The sequence below is a fragment of the Halomarina pelagica genome (assembly GCF_024228315.1).
Lineage (GTDB): Archaea > Halobacteriota > Halobacteria > Halobacteriales > Haloarculaceae > Halomarina > Halomarina pelagica.
The window spans coordinates 1,384,504-1,399,534 of record NZ_CP100454.1 but is presented as its reverse complement, the minus strand read 5'-3'; the positions used below and the strand labels follow the sequence as shown (position 1 = coordinate 1,399,534).

Annotated in this window: 17 protein-coding genes; 8 read left to right on the top strand and 9 right to left on the bottom strand. The window is 70.1% G+C overall.

Annotation, left to right across the window (positions count from 1 at the left end; genetic code table 11):
* Positions 1–38: 38 nt before the first annotated feature.
* The 4 genes from NKI68_RS07375 to NKI68_RS07360 all read right to left on the bottom strand — a co-directional run bounded on the left by NKI68_RS07375 (position 39) and on the right by NKI68_RS07360 (position 4,664).
* Positions 39–314: a HalOD1 output domain-containing protein gene (locus tag NKI68_RS07375; protein ID WP_254546071.1), complete on the bottom strand. Its 276-nt coding sequence runs from the start codon at positions 312–314 to the stop codon at positions 39–41.
* Positions 315–414: 100 nt separating this feature from the next.
* On the bottom strand, positions 415–3,312 hold the full coding sequence (locus NKI68_RS07370; RefSeq protein ID WP_254546070.1) for a bacterio-opsin activator domain-containing protein: 2,898 nt from the start codon (positions 3,310–3,312) through the stop codon (positions 415–417).
* Between the two features lie 285 nt (positions 3,313–3,597).
* The gene (locus NKI68_RS07365; protein ID WP_254546069.1) at positions 3,598–4,074 is read right to left on the bottom strand and encodes a DUF5812 family protein; all 477 of its coding nucleotides are present in this window, start codon (positions 4,072–4,074) and stop codon (positions 3,598–3,600) included.
* A 77-nt stretch (positions 4,075–4,151) separates the two neighbouring features.
* The gene (locus tag NKI68_RS07360) at positions 4,152–4,664 is read right to left on the bottom strand and encodes a DUF8056 family protein (protein WP_254546068.1); all 513 of its coding nucleotides are present in this window, start codon (positions 4,662–4,664) and stop codon (positions 4,152–4,154) included.
* A 106-nt stretch (positions 4,665–4,770) separates the two neighbouring features.
* Between NKI68_RS07360 and NKI68_RS07355 the strand changes: the two genes are divergently transcribed.
* From NKI68_RS07355 to NKI68_RS07340, 4 genes are all read left to right on the top strand, one after another.
* The gene (locus NKI68_RS07355; RefSeq protein ID WP_254546067.1) at positions 4,771–6,066 is read left to right on the top strand and encodes a phosphoglucose isomerase-related protein; all 1,296 of its coding nucleotides are present in this window, start codon (positions 4,771–4,773) and stop codon (positions 6,064–6,066) included.
* 47 nt (positions 6,067–6,113) lie between these two features.
* Positions 6,114–6,605 (top strand): hypothetical protein, encoded by a 492-nt coding sequence (locus NKI68_RS07350; RefSeq protein WP_254546066.1) that lies wholly within the window; start codon positions 6,114–6,116, stop codon positions 6,603–6,605.
* 168 nt (positions 6,606–6,773) lie between these two features.
* Positions 6,774–7,532 (top strand): CPBP family intramembrane glutamic endopeptidase, encoded by a 759-nt coding sequence (locus NKI68_RS07345; RefSeq protein ID WP_254546065.1) that lies wholly within the window; start codon positions 6,774–6,776, stop codon positions 7,530–7,532.
* Between the two features lie 59 nt (positions 7,533–7,591).
* The gene (locus tag NKI68_RS07340; protein ID WP_254546064.1) at positions 7,592–7,777 is read left to right on the top strand and encodes a CopG family transcriptional regulator; all 186 of its coding nucleotides are present in this window, start codon (positions 7,592–7,594) and stop codon (positions 7,775–7,777) included.
* A 9-nt stretch (positions 7,778–7,786) separates the two neighbouring features.
* On the opposite strand, the gene NKI68_RS07335 is transcribed toward NKI68_RS07340, so the two are convergent.
* Entirely contained in the window at positions 7,787–8,239 is a 453-nt protein-coding gene (locus tag NKI68_RS07335; RefSeq protein WP_254546063.1) for an NOB1 family endonuclease, read from the bottom strand.
* Positions 8,240–8,479 (bottom strand): PRC-barrel domain-containing protein, encoded by a 240-nt coding sequence (locus tag NKI68_RS07330; RefSeq protein WP_254546062.1) that lies wholly within the window; start codon positions 8,477–8,479, stop codon positions 8,240–8,242.
* A gap of 236 nt (positions 8,480–8,715) precedes the next feature.
* Between NKI68_RS07330 and NKI68_RS07325 the strand changes: the two genes are divergently transcribed.
* The 4 genes from NKI68_RS07325 (at position 8,716) to NKI68_RS07310 (ending at position 12,510) form a co-directional block, all read left to right on the top strand.
* Positions 8,716–9,309 (top strand): plastocyanin/azurin family copper-binding protein, encoded by a 594-nt coding sequence (locus tag NKI68_RS07325; RefSeq protein WP_254546060.1) that lies wholly within the window; start codon positions 8,716–8,718, stop codon positions 9,307–9,309.
* Positions 9,310–9,375: 66 nt separating this feature from the next.
* Positions 9,376–11,196: a translation initiation factor IF-2 gene (gene infB, locus NKI68_RS07320; RefSeq protein WP_254546059.1), complete on the top strand. Its 1,821-nt coding sequence runs from the start codon at positions 9,376–9,378 to the stop codon at positions 11,194–11,196.
* 129 nt (positions 11,197–11,325) lie between these two features.
* Positions 11,326–11,514: a DUF8015 family protein gene (locus NKI68_RS07315; protein ID WP_254546058.1), complete on the top strand. Its 189-nt coding sequence runs from the start codon at positions 11,326–11,328 to the stop codon at positions 11,512–11,514.
* A 45-nt stretch (positions 11,515–11,559) separates the two neighbouring features.
* Positions 11,560–12,510, top strand: coding sequence for an AEC family transporter (locus tag NKI68_RS07310; RefSeq protein ID WP_254546057.1), 951 nt, complete (start codon positions 11,560–11,562; stop codon positions 12,508–12,510).
* Positions 12,511–12,537: 27 nt separating this feature from the next.
* Here NKI68_RS07310 and NKI68_RS07305 read toward each other — a convergent pair whose 3' ends face one another.
* From NKI68_RS07305 to pan2, 3 genes are all read right to left on the bottom strand, one after another.
* Positions 12,538–12,870 carry a DUF5811 family protein gene (locus NKI68_RS07305; protein ID WP_254546056.1) on the bottom strand — a complete coding sequence of 111 codons (333 nt, stop codon included), beginning with the start codon at positions 12,868–12,870 and terminating at the stop codon, positions 12,538–12,540.
* A gap of 41 nt (positions 12,871–12,911) precedes the next feature.
* A complete protein-coding gene (locus NKI68_RS07300; RefSeq protein ID WP_254546054.1) occupies positions 12,912–13,382 on the bottom strand; it encodes a pyruvoyl-dependent arginine decarboxylase in 471 nt (156 codons plus the stop codon).
* Between the two features lie 417 nt (positions 13,383–13,799).
* The gene (gene pan2, locus NKI68_RS07295; protein WP_254546053.1) at positions 13,800–15,020 is read right to left on the bottom strand and encodes a proteasome-activating nucleotidase Pan2; all 1,221 of its coding nucleotides are present in this window, start codon (positions 15,018–15,020) and stop codon (positions 13,800–13,802) included.
* Positions 15,021–15,031 lie beyond the last annotated feature (11 nt).

Genomic DNA, 15,031 nt, shown 5'->3' with positions numbered 1-15,031 from the left:
GAATAAGGGTTCTTATCTCGTTCTCGCCCCGGATCCGATCAGCGCCGCTCGTCGAGTCGGTAGGCGGTGATGCCGTCCTCGGTGTCCACGACGACGCGACAGCCGGCCAGTTCGAACGTGGTCCGCCCGCGCGCCCGGCGGGACCCGTCCGGTCGACTGGCGAACAGGCGTTCGAGCGCGTCGGGATCGATCGCGTCGTAGAGGCGCTGTTCGAGCGACGTCGCGTCGACGCCCCGGACGGCGGCGACGGTTCGGACGATCCGCTCGTCCAGCGGTCGGCGAGCGGCGATCCCCCGGTCGTCTCTCGCGCTCATGCGCCTCCCCGGGGGGACGGGCGTCGACGCCCCGTCACGAGCGGGTCCGGGGGACGGTCCGACCGGTATCGTCGTCGTGAGCGGTGCATCGTCATCGGTGCTAGTCGTCGAGCAGCATCGAGAACAGCTTGCGCTCGGCAGAGCGCAGGTGCTTGTTGAACGTCGGCTGGGAGATGTCGAGCGAGGCCGCGACCTCCTGGCCCGTCCGGTCGCGGGGCCACTCGAAGAAGCCGCTCGCGTAGGCGGTCCGCACCACCTCGTACTGCCGGTCCGTGAGGCGGTCGGTCACGCCCGCCCGGACGTCGCGTTCGGACTGGACCGACGAGACCTGACTGCGCCGCGCCACGAGGTCGGTGTTCGGGTACGTCGCCTGCACGGACTCGACGAACTCGCGAACGTCGGCGTCGTGCGGGAGTTCCACGACCGCACGGATCCCGTTCGCGTCCGCCGTCAGCTCGCGCGTGATCGCCCCGTACTCCGTGAGGTCGGACGTGACGGTCGGTCCGGCGAGTCGCAGTTCGCAGCGGATCCCGTCGTCGCGCTCGGCGATCACGTCGACGCGCTCGACGGTGACGAACTCGTCGGCGAGGGGCGGGAGCACCTCCGCGTCCACGTCCTCGACGGTGAGGAAGACGAGCGACGCGCCGCCGGACTCGTTGACGATGTCGTCGACGACGAGGGGCGTTCCGAGGCGGGTCGCGAGCGTCCGCAGGAAGAGGTCGGGGTCGTCGATGCGGAGTTCGAGTTCGGTGACGCGGTCGGCCAGTAGCGTGCGCTGGGTCTCGACGGTGTTGATGGCGTGGGCGATCGTCTCGCCCGCCTCACTCAGCACCGTCCGGGTCATCTCGTCGAACGCCCCCGCCTCGTCCGCGTAGACCGTTAGCGTGCCGTAGAGGACGTCCCCGTGCACCAGCGGCACCGCCAGCACGGAGAGGTAGTCGTTGGTGAGGGCGGTCCGTCGCCACGATTCGGTCCGGAAGCCGCTCGTCACCTCGGAGACGACGGTGGGACGACGAGTCGTGGTCGCCCGCGACGCGGGTTCCGTCGGCTCCTCGAGCGACAGCGAGACGGTGTCCAGGTACCCGCGTTCGCTCCCCGCCCACACCCGGGGTTCGAGGGTCGCGCCGTCGTCGGCCGGCGTGCCGATCCAGGCGAAGGCGAAGTTGTCGGCGGTCGCCAGCCCGTCGCAGACGGCCCGCTCGATCTCCTCGCGCGTGTCGGCCTGCACGAGCGCCTGGTCGATCGCCCGGATGATGTCGTTCGTCTGTCGGAGTCCCGTCAGACGGGCGTTCTGCTCGCTGAGTTCGCGGTCGCGGGCGCGCAACTCCGTCTCGCGCTCGACGCGGTTGAGCGCCGCCTCCGCGCTCGCGGCGAGTAGGTCGACCAGTTCGACGGTCGTCTCGTCGAACGCGGCGGGTCGCGTCGACTCGGCGACGAGCACGCCGTGCTCGCCCAGCGGGACGTACAGACCGCTCTGGAACGGCGTCTCGGGGTCGTAGACCTCGTCGATCTCGCGGACGTCGTCGCTACGCAGTTCCTCGCCGGTGACGAACGCCCGCCAGACGAGCGACGAGTCGCCCGGACCGAGGGGCGGCAGGTCGCCCACCAGCCCCGTCATCGCGTCCGAGACGCTGGCGGGTTCGAGACGGCCGGTATCTCCGTCGAAGAGGTAAACGGTGACGCCGGGGAGGTCGAGCACGTCGCTCGCCGTGGCGACGATGCGCTCGCTCACTTCCTCCCTGGACTCCGTTCGGAGGAGACCGTGCGTCGAGTTGTTCAACGCCGTCAGCGTCTGCTCGTACCGCCGGTGTCGAGAGACGTCCCTGACGACGCCCAGGATCTCCCCCCCGTCTGCCTCGGGGAGGACCGAGTAGTGCGTCTCGACCGGGAGCGTCCCGTCGGCCGTCTCGAGTTCGACCTCGCACGACCCGATCCGCTGGCCGTTTCGCTCCTCGGCGTCGGCGAAGCAGTCCGCTTCCTCGAGCGAGAGGTCGATGAGCGTCCGAACGTCCGTGCCGACGAGCCTCTCCCTGTCGACGCCGAGCATCGAACAGAGCGCGTCGCTCGCCTCGGTGATGCGGTAGTCGAAGTCGAGCGCGTAGACGCCCTCGTCGATGGTCTCGACGATCGTCTCGTACCGTTTCAACTCGCGAGCGCGCCGGTCGCGCGCGATGGCGGGTTCGAGCACCCCGGCGACGGTGTCGAGGACCGTCGTGTCGGGCTTCTCGAACGCGCCGTCGTCCGGTGCCACGGCGGCGAGCGCACCCCACGGCTCGTCGCCGACCGACAGCCCGACGGCGAGCGTCCGCACCTCGCCGTCGACCTCGTGGGTGTACACCTCGTCCGCGCCGAGGGCGGCGACGGCGAGGGAGTTCGAACTCGCCCGCGTCGATTCGATGGCGTCGTCGTCCCAGCCGACGCCCGCGCGGAGGACGAGGCTGTCCTCCCGCTCCCGTCGCTCGAACAGCCCGCAACGGGTCGCGCCCAGCGCGCGCGTGACGAGCGAGAGCGCGTCGTCGAACAGCGTCTCGAGCACGACGCCCTCGAGCGCCTGCTGTCGCAGCGACGAGATCGCCTCGTCGTACTCGGCCGTGTCCGACCCGCCGTGGGATTGGACCGCGTTCCTGATTCGCGCCCGAAAGAGCGTCGCGTCGACGATACCCTCGGAACGGACGACGTCGGTCGCTCCCGCCGCGATCGCGTCCGCGATCGCGACGTCGTCGTCCGGCGCGACGTGGACGACGAGGGGAAGCCCCACGTCGAGCGCCCGCACCCGGTCGACGAACTCCACCCCGGTCATGTCAGGGAGGTCGTAACTACAGACGACGCAGTCGATGCGCCCACCGCCGCTGATACGGTCTAGCCCCTGCGCTCCCGTGGCGACGCGCCCGACGGTCAACCCGTCCGTCCTGTCCACCGTGCCGACGCACGGGGCTCCCACCGACAGGACGCGGAGCGTGGTGACCGCGTTCTCGTTCGTAACCCGGCCCGAAATCATCGCTTAAACCGCCAGGTTCCACGCGGATAAACTATTCGGCTTCAAATTGGGCATATATGGGGAATACAGCCCTGACGTTACTGATTTCATCCTTATTTCACTCAGTAGCTGGGAACATTCTCAGTGTTATGGCGTAATTATGCCGAATCATACACCAAACGTTCTCCCATTTCTGACCTCTACGAATCCGGGTGTATCACGATAGCATACGTCTTGTGGTGTCCGGGTGGAGAACGAGCCGCCTGTTTTCGCACGAATCGATGGTTATAATCAGCTTACGAGGTGTCAGGGGAGGTACCGGACGCTGACGACGCCGTCGGCAGCGCGCACCTCGACCCGGTCGACGCCCATGCGGGCCGCCCGGGTCAGCGTCGCCTCGTCCTCGAGCACGTCGTCGACCGTAACCCGAACCCGTTCGGGTTCGACCGTGAACACGTGGAGTTCCCCGACGCCCGCGCGCTCCCGTCGAGTGAGGTCGCCCACCGCCTGGTCGGCCGCGATCTCGCGCTCCTGTGCGGTGGGCGGTTCGTCGCTCCGTTCGATCGACAGCGAGCGTCGCGACTCGACGTCGACCACCCGCCAGGCGACGTCGAGCGGCGGTTCCGGCGCGATCGTCGCCTCCAGCACGTCGCGCTCCTCGACGCCGGGGTTCCCCGCGAGCGCGTGCACCTGGCCGTCGTGGACGTCCTTCAGCACCGCGCTGTCGGCCTCCGCGTGCGTGACGAGGTACGTACCCTCCTTCTCGCCCTGCGACTCCGTCATGGTTCCGGGTACGGGAGCGCGGCCCTTGTCGGTGTCGAGATCGACGGCGGGCGGTCGAGGCCGGCCGACCAGTCTCGTCAGCGCAGGCGGCGGTGGAGGAGGTACATCCCGACGGCGACGGCGACCGGGGGGAGGAGTCCGACGGCGCGGGGAAGCGAGTAGAGGAGTTCGGCGATCGCCCCCGCGTTCCGGGCCTGCTGGTCCGCGGGCGTCGTGACGACCGCCGCGAGGTAGAGCGAGAGGATGAACAGGAAGCCCGTCGCGGCGAACAGGCGGTCGTAGCGGGCGTCGTGCGTCCCGCGGCGGTGGCGTCGGGCCACGAAGAGGATGGGCGCGAGCAGCGGCGCGACGGCGAACAGCGCGATGACGACGAACAGCGACCGGACGAACGTGAACGTCCCCGCGCCCGCGGCGGCGGTGCTCCCGAGGAGGACGACCAGCGCGAGGCCGAAGAGCGCGCCGACGGCGAACGCGAGCAACCCACCGACGACGACGTAGAGCTTGAAGAGGAGGGAGTCGCTCGACCGGAAGGCGTAGGGGATCGCCCCGAACACCCCGCGGTAGGTCCGCTCCTCGGTCGCCGTGGTCATGCGCGCCCGTTGGCGGTCCCGCCGATTAAGCGGCCCGGTCCTCGTCGCTCGAGCGAGCCGGTCGGGTGTCGGTTCATCTATCACCCCCCGCGGCGAGTCCACGCACATGCACCTCGACATCGGCAACGCGCTCGCCGGCGTCGCCCGGCCGGGCGTCTCCCGCGACTCGCTCGACCGCCTCGACGACCGCGTCGCCCGGGCGCACGAACGGATCGCGCGCGGCGTCGACGACCGCGAGTTCGGGTACGCCGCGCTCGCGCTCCCCGAGGCGACCGACGCCGCCGAGATCGAGCGCGCCGTCGCCCCGCTCGCGGACAGCGAGGCCGTCCTCACCGTCGGCATCGGCGGGAGCGCCCTCGGCGCGGCGACGGTCTCGGCCGCCCTCGGTCGCGGCGACGCCGACGCCTACGTCCTCGACAACGTGGACCCGCGGCGCGCGAACGAACTCCTCGCGACCCTCCCGCTCTCCGAGACGGCGGTCCACGTCGTCTCGCGCTCCGGCACCACGGCGGAGACGCTGGCGAACTTCCTCGTCGTCCGCGAGGCCATGGCCGACGCCGGGGTGGACTGGACCGAGCGCACCGTCGTCACGACCGGCGAGGACGGCCCCCTGCGCGCGCTCGCGGACGAACACGACCTGCCCGCCCTCGACGTGCCCGAGGGCGTCCCCGGCCGCTTCTCGGTGCTCTCGTCGGTCGGCCTCGTCCCGGCGGCGATCCAAGGTCACGACCTCGACGGGCTGCTCGCCGGGGGGCGCGCCGGGATGGACGCGCTCGCGCCGAGCCTCTACGACTGCCCGGCCTACGGCTACGGCGCGACCTGCCACGCCCTCGAGGCGCGCGGCGCGACGACGAACGTGCTGATGCCCTACGCAGAGCGCCTGGAGTACTTCGCGGAGTGGTTCGCCCAGCTGTGGGCCGAGAGCCTGGGCAAGGACGGGCTGGGCCAGACGCCCGGCCGCGCGCTCGGCGCGACCGACCAGCACTCCCAGCTCCAGCTCTACCGGGCCGGTCGCCGGGACAAGCTCGTCACGCTCGTCCGCCCGCGCGCACGACCGGAGCGCGCCATCCCGGAGACGGACATCGAGGGGCTGTCGTACCTCGGCGGTGCCGACCTCGGGACGCTGCTCGACGCCGAGTTCGAGGCGACGGAGGCCAGCCTCGCGGCGGCGGGCCTCCCCACCGTCCGGATCGAGATCGACGCCCTCGACGCCGAGTCGCTCGGCCGACTGCTCTACGACCTGGAGGCCGCCTGCGTCCTCGCCGGGGAACTGATGGGCGTCTCGACGTTCACCCAGCCCGCCGTCGAGTGGGGCAAGCGCGCCGCCCGCGGCCTGCTCGGCGGGGGCGACTTCGAGGAGGCCGAGGCCGTCGCCGGGAAGGAGCGCCTCGAGATCGGGTAGTTTCAGACGACGGTACAGTTATGCCGACACGAGCGAAGCATCGAACGATGACGCGCGTTGCCCTCCTCTCCGCCTTCCTCGTCGGCCTGCTGGTCGGCGGGGGCCTGGTCGCCGCGTTCGGCCCGTCGAGCGCCGAACCGCCGAGTGCCGAAACGACCGGCGAGTCGATCCCGAGTTCGATCTCGGCCGGAACCGGCTGTCTCGACGACACCGACGGGTGGGTCTACCGCGCCGTCGATGACGGATCGCGGACGTTCGTCGCCCACCTCGCGGTCGAACACGACGCCGACGAGGACGTTCGCGCCGAGTTCCGCCGAAGCGCGCCGGGGGCGTACGTCCTCGACGTGTGGACGGTCCCCGGCGGCAAGGGCGGTACGCCCGACTGCGAGGCCGGCTACGGGACGACGCTGACCGCGAGCGCGGCGCTCCCGCTCGACTACGACGACGTTCGGATCGTCGTCGACGGGCGCGCGCTGGCGACGTTCGAGCGACCCGAGGGGACCGGCCCGCGAGTCGAGCACCTGAACGCGACGGCGTGACCGCGACCGCGATCCGACGTCGGACCGCGGTCGCGCGAAGGCGGTCACCCGGACGGAGTCGCCCGACCGCGACGCCCGGCGCGCGACGCGTCGCAAAAGACCTATTCGCGGGGTGGACGTACCCCCGCCGATGAGCGCACGCGACGGCGGGTCCGCCGGGGGGAGCGCATGAGCGAGGCGACCGACGCGACGACCCGCTCCGGCCTCGACGAGCAGCTGCGGGCGCTCTCGTTCGCGGTGGGGATGGCGCTCGTCGCCTACGCGGCCGGCAACGTCGTGCTGGCGGTCGCCGCCGCCACCCTCCAGTCGGCCGGCGTCGCCCTGCTCTCGGATCGCGCCCTGCTCGTCATCCTCGGGACGTTCGCGATCCAGGGCGTCGGCTACTGCGGCGCGGTCGCCGTCTACCTCCGGCGCTCCGGTCGGACCGACCTCCTGTCGGTCCGGGTGCCGACCGCCCGCGACCTCGCGCTGGTCGTCGTCGGCTTCCTCGGACTGCTCGCCGCGCTGTTCGGGATCGAGACGGTCTTCGCGGCGCTCGGGGTCGGCCTGGCCGAGTCGAACATCGTCGAGGCGGGGCTCGCCAACCCGACGCTGCTGCTTGCGCTGGCGGGCCTCTCGGTCGTCCTGGTCGGCCCGGCCGAGGAACTCCTCTACCGCGGGGTGATCCAGGGTCGCCTGCGGGGGGCGGTCGGCCCGGCCGGCGCGGTCGTGCTGACGAGCGCCGTCTTCGCGCCGATCCACGTCTTCGGACTCACCGGATCACCGCTCGCCGTCGTCGCAACGCTCGCGGCGATCTTCTCCCTCTCGCTGGTCCTCGGGGCGCTCTACGAACTGTCCGGGACGCTCGCCGTCCCCGCGCTGGTCCACGGGCTCTACAACGCCACGCAGTTTCTCGTCGCCTACCTGCAGGTCACCGGGGGGGTCTGACCCGCGACAGACGGGCGTCTGACCGGTGTTTATGCGTCGCGCTCGGGTACTCCCATCGCATGCGGCGGTACACCCTGCTCTGCGAGGAGTCCCTGGCGCGCGAAGTCGAATCACTCGCCCACGAGTACGGTATCAGACAGGAGGACGTCCTCCGGCAGCTCGTCGTCGCGGGACTCGAAAGTCTCGACGACGGCCTCGACGAGGCTTCCGGCATCGAGGCGGACCCCGGACCGGACTGCGGCTAACGCTCGTGACTACCGCTTGCGGGTCAACTCGCTCCCGCAGATCGGACAGCGATCCGCGTCGTCGTCGAACGTTCGGCCGCAACCGGTGCACTGGAACCGCCACGCCCGTTCCTCGGTGATCCCCTCCCGCTCGATGGACTCCACGGGAACGTCGAGCCTGCTCGCGACGTTCTGCATGGCGTAGTCGTCGGTGACGAGCGTCGCGTCGAGGTCGAGCGCGGCGGCGACGAGGCTGACGTCCGTCTCCGAGAGCACCTCCCGGTCGCCCGACTCGGTCGCGGCGCGCCGGACGCGGTCGAGCGACGTGTCGCTCGGCGCGTGGACGCGCATCCCGCCGCCGGAGAGCGCGTCGAAGCGGTAGACGCTCCGCTGGGTGAGTTCCTCCCGGACGCCCGGGACCGTCGCGGTCGGCCCGTCGACGGCGTGTTCGCGGATGAACGCGGACGCGTCGAGGACGCGCATCTATCGCCGGATGACGATGTGGTCCTTGACCGCCTGCACCGCGTTGACCGGAACGAGCAGGTGCCCCTGCTCGTTCTCCTCGAAGCCGACCTCGTGGACGTGCCGTTGCGGTTGCACGACGAGTTCGTTCAGCGCGCCCGTCTTCAGGTCCATCGTGATGTTGTAGAGCTGTCCCAGCTTCGCGCCGTCGGTGCCGATGACGTCCTTCCCCGAGAGGTTCTCCGCCAGTATCTCTGCCATCACCGCACCGTTCCCGTCGATCCGATATAAACTCGGTGGAGGTGTCTGACGCGTCGTCTCCCGGCGCGTCCGCGAGCGGGCGGCGATCGATCGCCCCGGTCGGTGGTCGCCCTGGTCAGTGATCGCCCCAGTCGGTGGTCGGTCCCTCCGGTCAACGGTCGCTCCCCTGCGGTTATCCGGTCCTTGAGCGGCGTTTCGCGGCGGTTAATTAAGTCCCTCTAGCCGTCCCTGATAGTATGGATCGACGAACAGTGCTCAGGCGGGGACTGGTGATCGCGTCCGTCGGCGTCGCCGGCTGTCTCGGCGGCGACGACGGCGAGGGCGACGGAAACGGCTCGCGGGCCGGCGGTAACGCGACGAACGCGACGAACGACACGACGGACGGGAACGCGACCAGCGGTGGAAACGCGACAGACGGCGGGAACGCGACCACCGACGCGGGAACGGAGAACGAAACCGGAAACGCGACCGGGAACGAGTCGAGCGGAAACCGGACGGGGAACGAGTCGGAGAACGCGACGGGGTCCGGAGGCGACGCCCCCGCCGCGGTGGTGGCGGTCGCGCCGAACAACCAGATGCGGTTCGACCCCGAGTCGGTCGAGATCCGGGCCGGCGAGACCGTCGTCTGGCGCTGGAAGGACGACGGCCACAACGTGAAGCCGACCGCGCAGCCAGACGGGGCGGACTGGTCCGGGACGCCGGGCGACGGCTCGACGCTCTACGACACGGGGTTCGAGTACGCCCACACGTTCGACGTCCCCGGCGAGTACGAGTACGTCTGCGTCCCGCACAAGTCGATGGGGATGCGCGGATCGCTGACCGTCCGGTGAGACGCGGCGCGTTCTGAAAGACTTAACCGGAGCGACGAGGTGTAGGTCTATACGGGGTTTCTCTTTATGTCTGACACGGACACCACCACCGGGCCGAACGCCGGCGGCGAGGCTAACGACCTCAGGACGCCGATAGTGGCGGTACTGGGCCACGTCGACCACGGAAAGACCAGCCTCCTGGACAAGATACGCGGGTCGGCCGTCATCGAGGGCGAGGCGGGGGCGATCACCCAGCACATCGGGGCGACGGCCGTCCCCCTCGACGTCATCTCCGAGATCGCGGGGAGCCTCATCGACCCCTCGGACTTCGACCTGCCCGGCCTGCTGTTCATCGACACGCCGGGCCACCACTCGTTCTCGACGCTGCGCGCGCGCGGCGGCGCGCTGGCCGACATCGCCGTCCTCGTCGTCGACGTGAACGACGGCTTTCAGCCCCAGACGCTCGAGGCGCTCGACATCCTCAAGCGCACGCAGACGCCGTTCGTCGTCGCCGCCAACAAGATCGACACGACGCCCGGGTGGAACCCCCAGGAGGACGCGCCGACGCTCCGGACGATCGAGGCCCAGAGCGAGCGCGCGGAGAACACGCTCAACCAGCGGCTCTACGAGATCATCGGCGAACTCAGCGACAACGGGTTCTCCGCGGACATGTATTGGCGCGTGCAGGACTTCCGGGGGAACATCGGCGTCGTCCCCGTCAGCGCGCTGACGGGCGAGGGCGTCCCGGACCTGCTCACCGTCCTGATGGGGCTCTCACAGCGGTACATGAAGGAGGACATGGAGGTGAACCTCACCGGCCCCGGGGCGGGGACGGTCCTCGAGGTGAAGGAGGAACGCGGCTTCGGGACGACGCTCGACGTGGTGCTCTACGACGGGGTCATCCGCACCGACGACACCATCGTCATCGGCGCGAAGAACGAACCGATCGTCACCGAGGTGCGCGCGCTCCTGAAGCCGCGACCGCTCGCCGAGATCCGGACGGAGAAGCGCTTCGAGCAGGTAGCGGAGGTCACGGCGGCGGCCGGCGTGAAGATCGCCGCCCCGGACCTCGACGACGCCCTCGCGGGCGCGCCGGTCCGCGTCGTCCGGGGGCGCGCCGTCGAGGAGGTGATCGAGGAGGTCGAGGCGGAACTCGCGGACATCGAGGTGGACACCGCCGAGAACGGCATCGTCGTCAAGGCCGACACGCTCGGCTCGCTGGAGGCCATCGCCAACGCGCTCGAGGAGGCGGAGGTCCCCATCGTCCGGGCGGAGGTCGGCGACGTGGCCCCCCGCGACGTGGCCGTCGCGAGCACCGCCGACGACCCGAAGCACGAGGTCATCCTCGCGTTCAACGTCGACGTGCTCTCCGACGCCGAGCAACAGGCCCGCGACCGCGACATCCGGGTGTTCGACGACGACGTCATCTATCAACTCGTCGATGAGTACGAGGAGTACGTCGACGAGATCGAGCGCGCCCAGCAGACGGCGGTGATGGACAAGATCTCCCGGCCGTGTCGGTTCCGCATCCTCGACGATCACGTCTTCCGGCAGAGCAACCCCGCCGTCGTCGGCGTCGAGATCGTGTCGGGGACGCTCCGGCGCAACTCCCCCGTCGTCGCCTTCCAGGGGAACACCCCGCGTCGCGTCGGCGTCCTCAAGAGCCTGCAAGCGCAGGGCGAGGACGTGGACGAGGCGCGCAGCGGCGAACAGGTCGCCGCCGCCATCGACGGCCCGACGGTCGGCCGACAGATCGACGAGGGCGACGAACTCTGGACGGAACTCCCCGAGAAACACGCGAAGATCCTCGAACAGGAGGTCTTGGAGGACATCCCCGCGGACGAGCGCGAGGCGCTCAGCCAGTACCTGGAGCGGCAGCGCAAGGTCGACCCCTTCTGGGGAAAGTGACCGCCGGCCCGTCGCGACCCACCCCAGCCCGACGATCCTCCACCGTCCTTTCAGACAGGAGATGAGAGACGAAATTAACGCGCGTCGGTAATAACTATTAATTAGCCGGCGCTCGTCCGTCCTAATGCCATGACCGAGAGCGCCGCGGTCCACTGTCGATACGACGCACTGCTCGCAGCGGTCGCCGTCGCGCTCGCAGTCGGCGGTCTCGTCGGGTTCGCGTTCGCGATCCCGGTCGCGGTCGGCCTCGCGATCGGGAGCGTCCCCGCGACCGGGCTGGTGGGGTACGCGCTGTTCGTCGATCCGCCGGCGACGTGACCGTCGAACGCAACGTTTGTACTCGCCCCGTTCGAGGGACGCGCTGTGGCGCTCGTCTCGATTTTCACGTCGGCCATCGCGCCGATCATCGCCATCGGCGCGGTGGGCTACGTCCTCGGTCGGACGCGGAACCTCGACGTCGATCCCCTGAACACCGTCGTCGTCTACGTCTTCGCGCCGGCGCTCGTCTTCCACAGCCTCGCGACGACGACACTCGACGCCGCCACCGTCACGAAACTCGTCGTCGGCGTCACCGCGTTCGTCCTCGTCATGATCGCACTCGCGGCGGCGGTCGGTCGGTTCGCCGCCGACGGCGAACCGCTGTTCAGCGCGTTCGTGCTGACGAGCGCCTTCGCTAACTGCGGCAACTTCGGCATCCCGCTGTCGACGTTCGCGTTCGGCGCGGTCGGGCGGAGCACCGCCGTGCTCTTCACGGCCGTCCAGAGCGTCATCATGTACACCGTCGGCGTCTACATCGCCTCGCGGAGCGGCGGCGGAAACCCGTTGCGCGGCGTCCGCCACGTGTTCGCCATCCCGCTCGTCTACGCCGTCGTCGCCGCCGTCGGACTGCGCTGGCTGGGCGTCCTCCCACCCCCGGACGGCAGCGCGATGCGGACGCTGAAGCTCGTCGGCGACAGCGCCATCCCGCTCATGCTCGTCATGCTCGGGAGCGAACTCACCGGAACCGACGTGCGCGCGGCGCTCGGCAGCGTGAGCGCCGTCAACGTCCTGAAACTCGTCGTCGCACCCGCGGTCGCCGTGGTCGTCGTCCTCGCGCTCGATCCCGCCAACTCGACCGCGGCGAAGGTATTCGTCCTCGAGTGCGCGACGCCCGTCGCGATCACGCCGCTCATCCTGCTCGTCGAGTTCGGCCCCGAGACGGAGGGGCTGTCGGGCGGGGAGTTCGTCAGCGCCGCCGTGCTCACCTCGACGCTGCTGAGCGTGGTGACGCTGACGGCGCTCATCGCGCTCCTCCAGTCCGGCGTCCTCCTGTGAGCGACTCCGAATCGGCCGTCGGCGTCCCTATCCGGCCGTCGGCGCGACGTCGTCGATCGCGTGCTTCACCTGCATCGCGGCTCCGGCGGCGAGTTCGTGGACCAGCGCGGTCCGCTCCTCCTCGGTCGCGTCGGTGGGAACGCCGGTCGAGACGACGGGTCCGACGGGTGGCTGGATGGCCACCGTCGCCTCGGGGCCGTCGAGTCCCTCCCGGAGTTCGGAGCCGACCGCGAACTCGGCGGGGAGGAGGGCGCGCACGCCCTCCGTCATCGCGGTGAGGTCCGCACGCAGCGTTTCGACCTGCTCGGGGGTGAACTGGCCCTCCGTCGGACGTCCCGCGTGGGGGGTGTTGCCGTGCATTCGCCCGATGCTCGGCGCGCGAGCATAAAAAGGATGCGAGATCAGAGGAGCGGCGCGCTCTCGCCGTAGACCGCGAGCGCGACGGCGGTCGCGTAGCCGTCGCTCGCGGCGTCGACGGCGACGAGTTCGCGCCCCTCGTCGACGAACGTCCAGTCGCGGAGCGCCTTCCCGGCGGCCAGCCCCTCCTCGAGGCGCGCTCGCACCTCCAACTCGTCGATCCCGCCGGCCTCGTAGAAGATCCCCCGGCCGTCGGCCTCGGTGGCCCAGGCCAGCCCCGCCACGGCGGTCCCGGACTCGACGGTCGCGCGCGCCTCGACCACGGTCAGGCGTTCTCCCGCCGGTCCGAGGTCCGGGGCGGTGCCGACGCGCTCTACGTGCGCTCCCGTGGGGATCACCGACGAGACGGCCACGAGGTTGTAGTTGTGGATCCCCGCCTCCGCCAGCGCGGCGTCGTAGGACGCCATCCGCGTGGGTGCGTTCGCCGTGCCCCGCACGACCCGAATCAGTCCCATTACCGGTACGTGGGGGAGCGCGCGAAAAGCGGTTGCGCTTCGCGGGGCGGTCCACGGGAGTGCTCGCCGCGTCGCATCGCGTCGCGGCGGTGGTCCAGATTTTGCCAGCGAGGCGGCGAAGCCGCCGAGCGCAGTAAACGGTGGGCGTGCAGGCGACGCCGTGGGCGAGATCCGGTTCGCGGGGCGTGGCGTCGCACGACCGCGAGCACCCCGCGACGAACGTCACGTCACGGAGGTCTCTGGTCCCGTTCTCGGGTATAAAGGTACGGAGGACCGACCGGAGATTCACCGTCTACACCAGCGGTGCATCCGTGAGCGAGCGGACCGAGAAGCGACCAACGGGAGCGACGAGGGTTTTTGGTGCAGATTTTTGCCAGCGAGCGAGGCGAAGCCGAGTGAGCGCAGCAAAAAGGTGCGTTAGTAGAACGCGACCGGGGTCCCCGGCGAGTCGTCGTCTCCGGTGATCTTCTCGTGGGCGGCCTCGAAGTCCGTCATGCGTACCTGGGTTCTGTCGTCGCGGATGGCGAACATCCCCGCCTCGGTGACGAGGCTGGCGAGGTCCGCGCCGCTGAGTCCCTCGGTGCGGTCCGCGAGCGTCGCGAAGTCGACGTCGTCGTCGAGGTCCATCCCCTCGGTGTGGATCTCGAGGATGCGCGTTCGCCCCTCGGGGCCGGGTTCGGGTACTTCGATGAGGCGGTCGAAGCGGCCGGGACGGAGGATGGCGCGGTCGAGCATGTCGAAGCGGTTCGTCGCCGCGATGATGCGGATGTCGCCGCGGTCGTCGAAGCCGTCCATCTCCGAGAGCAGTTGCATCATGGTGCGCTGGACCTCCGCGTCGCCCGAGGTCTTCGAGTCGGTCCGCTTCGACGCGATCGCGTCGATCTCGTCGATGAAGATCACCGCCGGTTCGCGCTCGCTCGCCAGTTCGAACAGGTCGCGCACGAGTCGCGCCCCCTCGCCGATGAACTTCTGGACGAGTTCGGAGCCGGCCATCTTGATGAACGTCGCGTCGGTCTCGTTGGCGACGGCCTTCGCGAGCATCGTCTTGCCCGTGCCGGGCGGGCCGTACAGCAGTACCCCCGCCGGCGGGTCGACGCCGACGGCCTCGAACTGGCCGGGGTCGAGCAGGGGTTCCTCGACGGCCTCGCGCACTTCGAGTATCTGTTCGTCGAGACCGCCGATGTCGTCGTAGGTGACCTCGGGCCGCGCCGTGACCTCCATCGCCTGCGCCCGGGCGTCGGTCTCCTGTTCGAGGACGTGCTGGATCGTGAACGAGTCGTTGATCGCGACGCGGTCGCCGACCTCCAGGCCGTCGCGCAGGCGCGGCGGCGTGTCCGTCAGGACCTCCTGGTTGTTGCCGTGTTGCTTGAGCACCGCCTCGTCGTCGGTGAGTTCCTCGACCGTGGCGATGTACCGCGCGGCCGACTTGAGCGCCTCGTTCTCGCGCTGGAGTTCGTCGACGTCGTCGCGCAGCGCGTTCCGACGCGACTGGGCGTCGTCGAGTTGCTCCTCGAGCTGCTCGTTGACCGCCGACAGGCGGCTGAAGTGATCCAGCAGCGCGTCGAGTCGCTCTCGCTGCGACATCTCCGGATCGAGTTCGAGCTGGGGGCGATCCGGTATCGAGGGGCTGCGTGACATGTGGTTGTCGA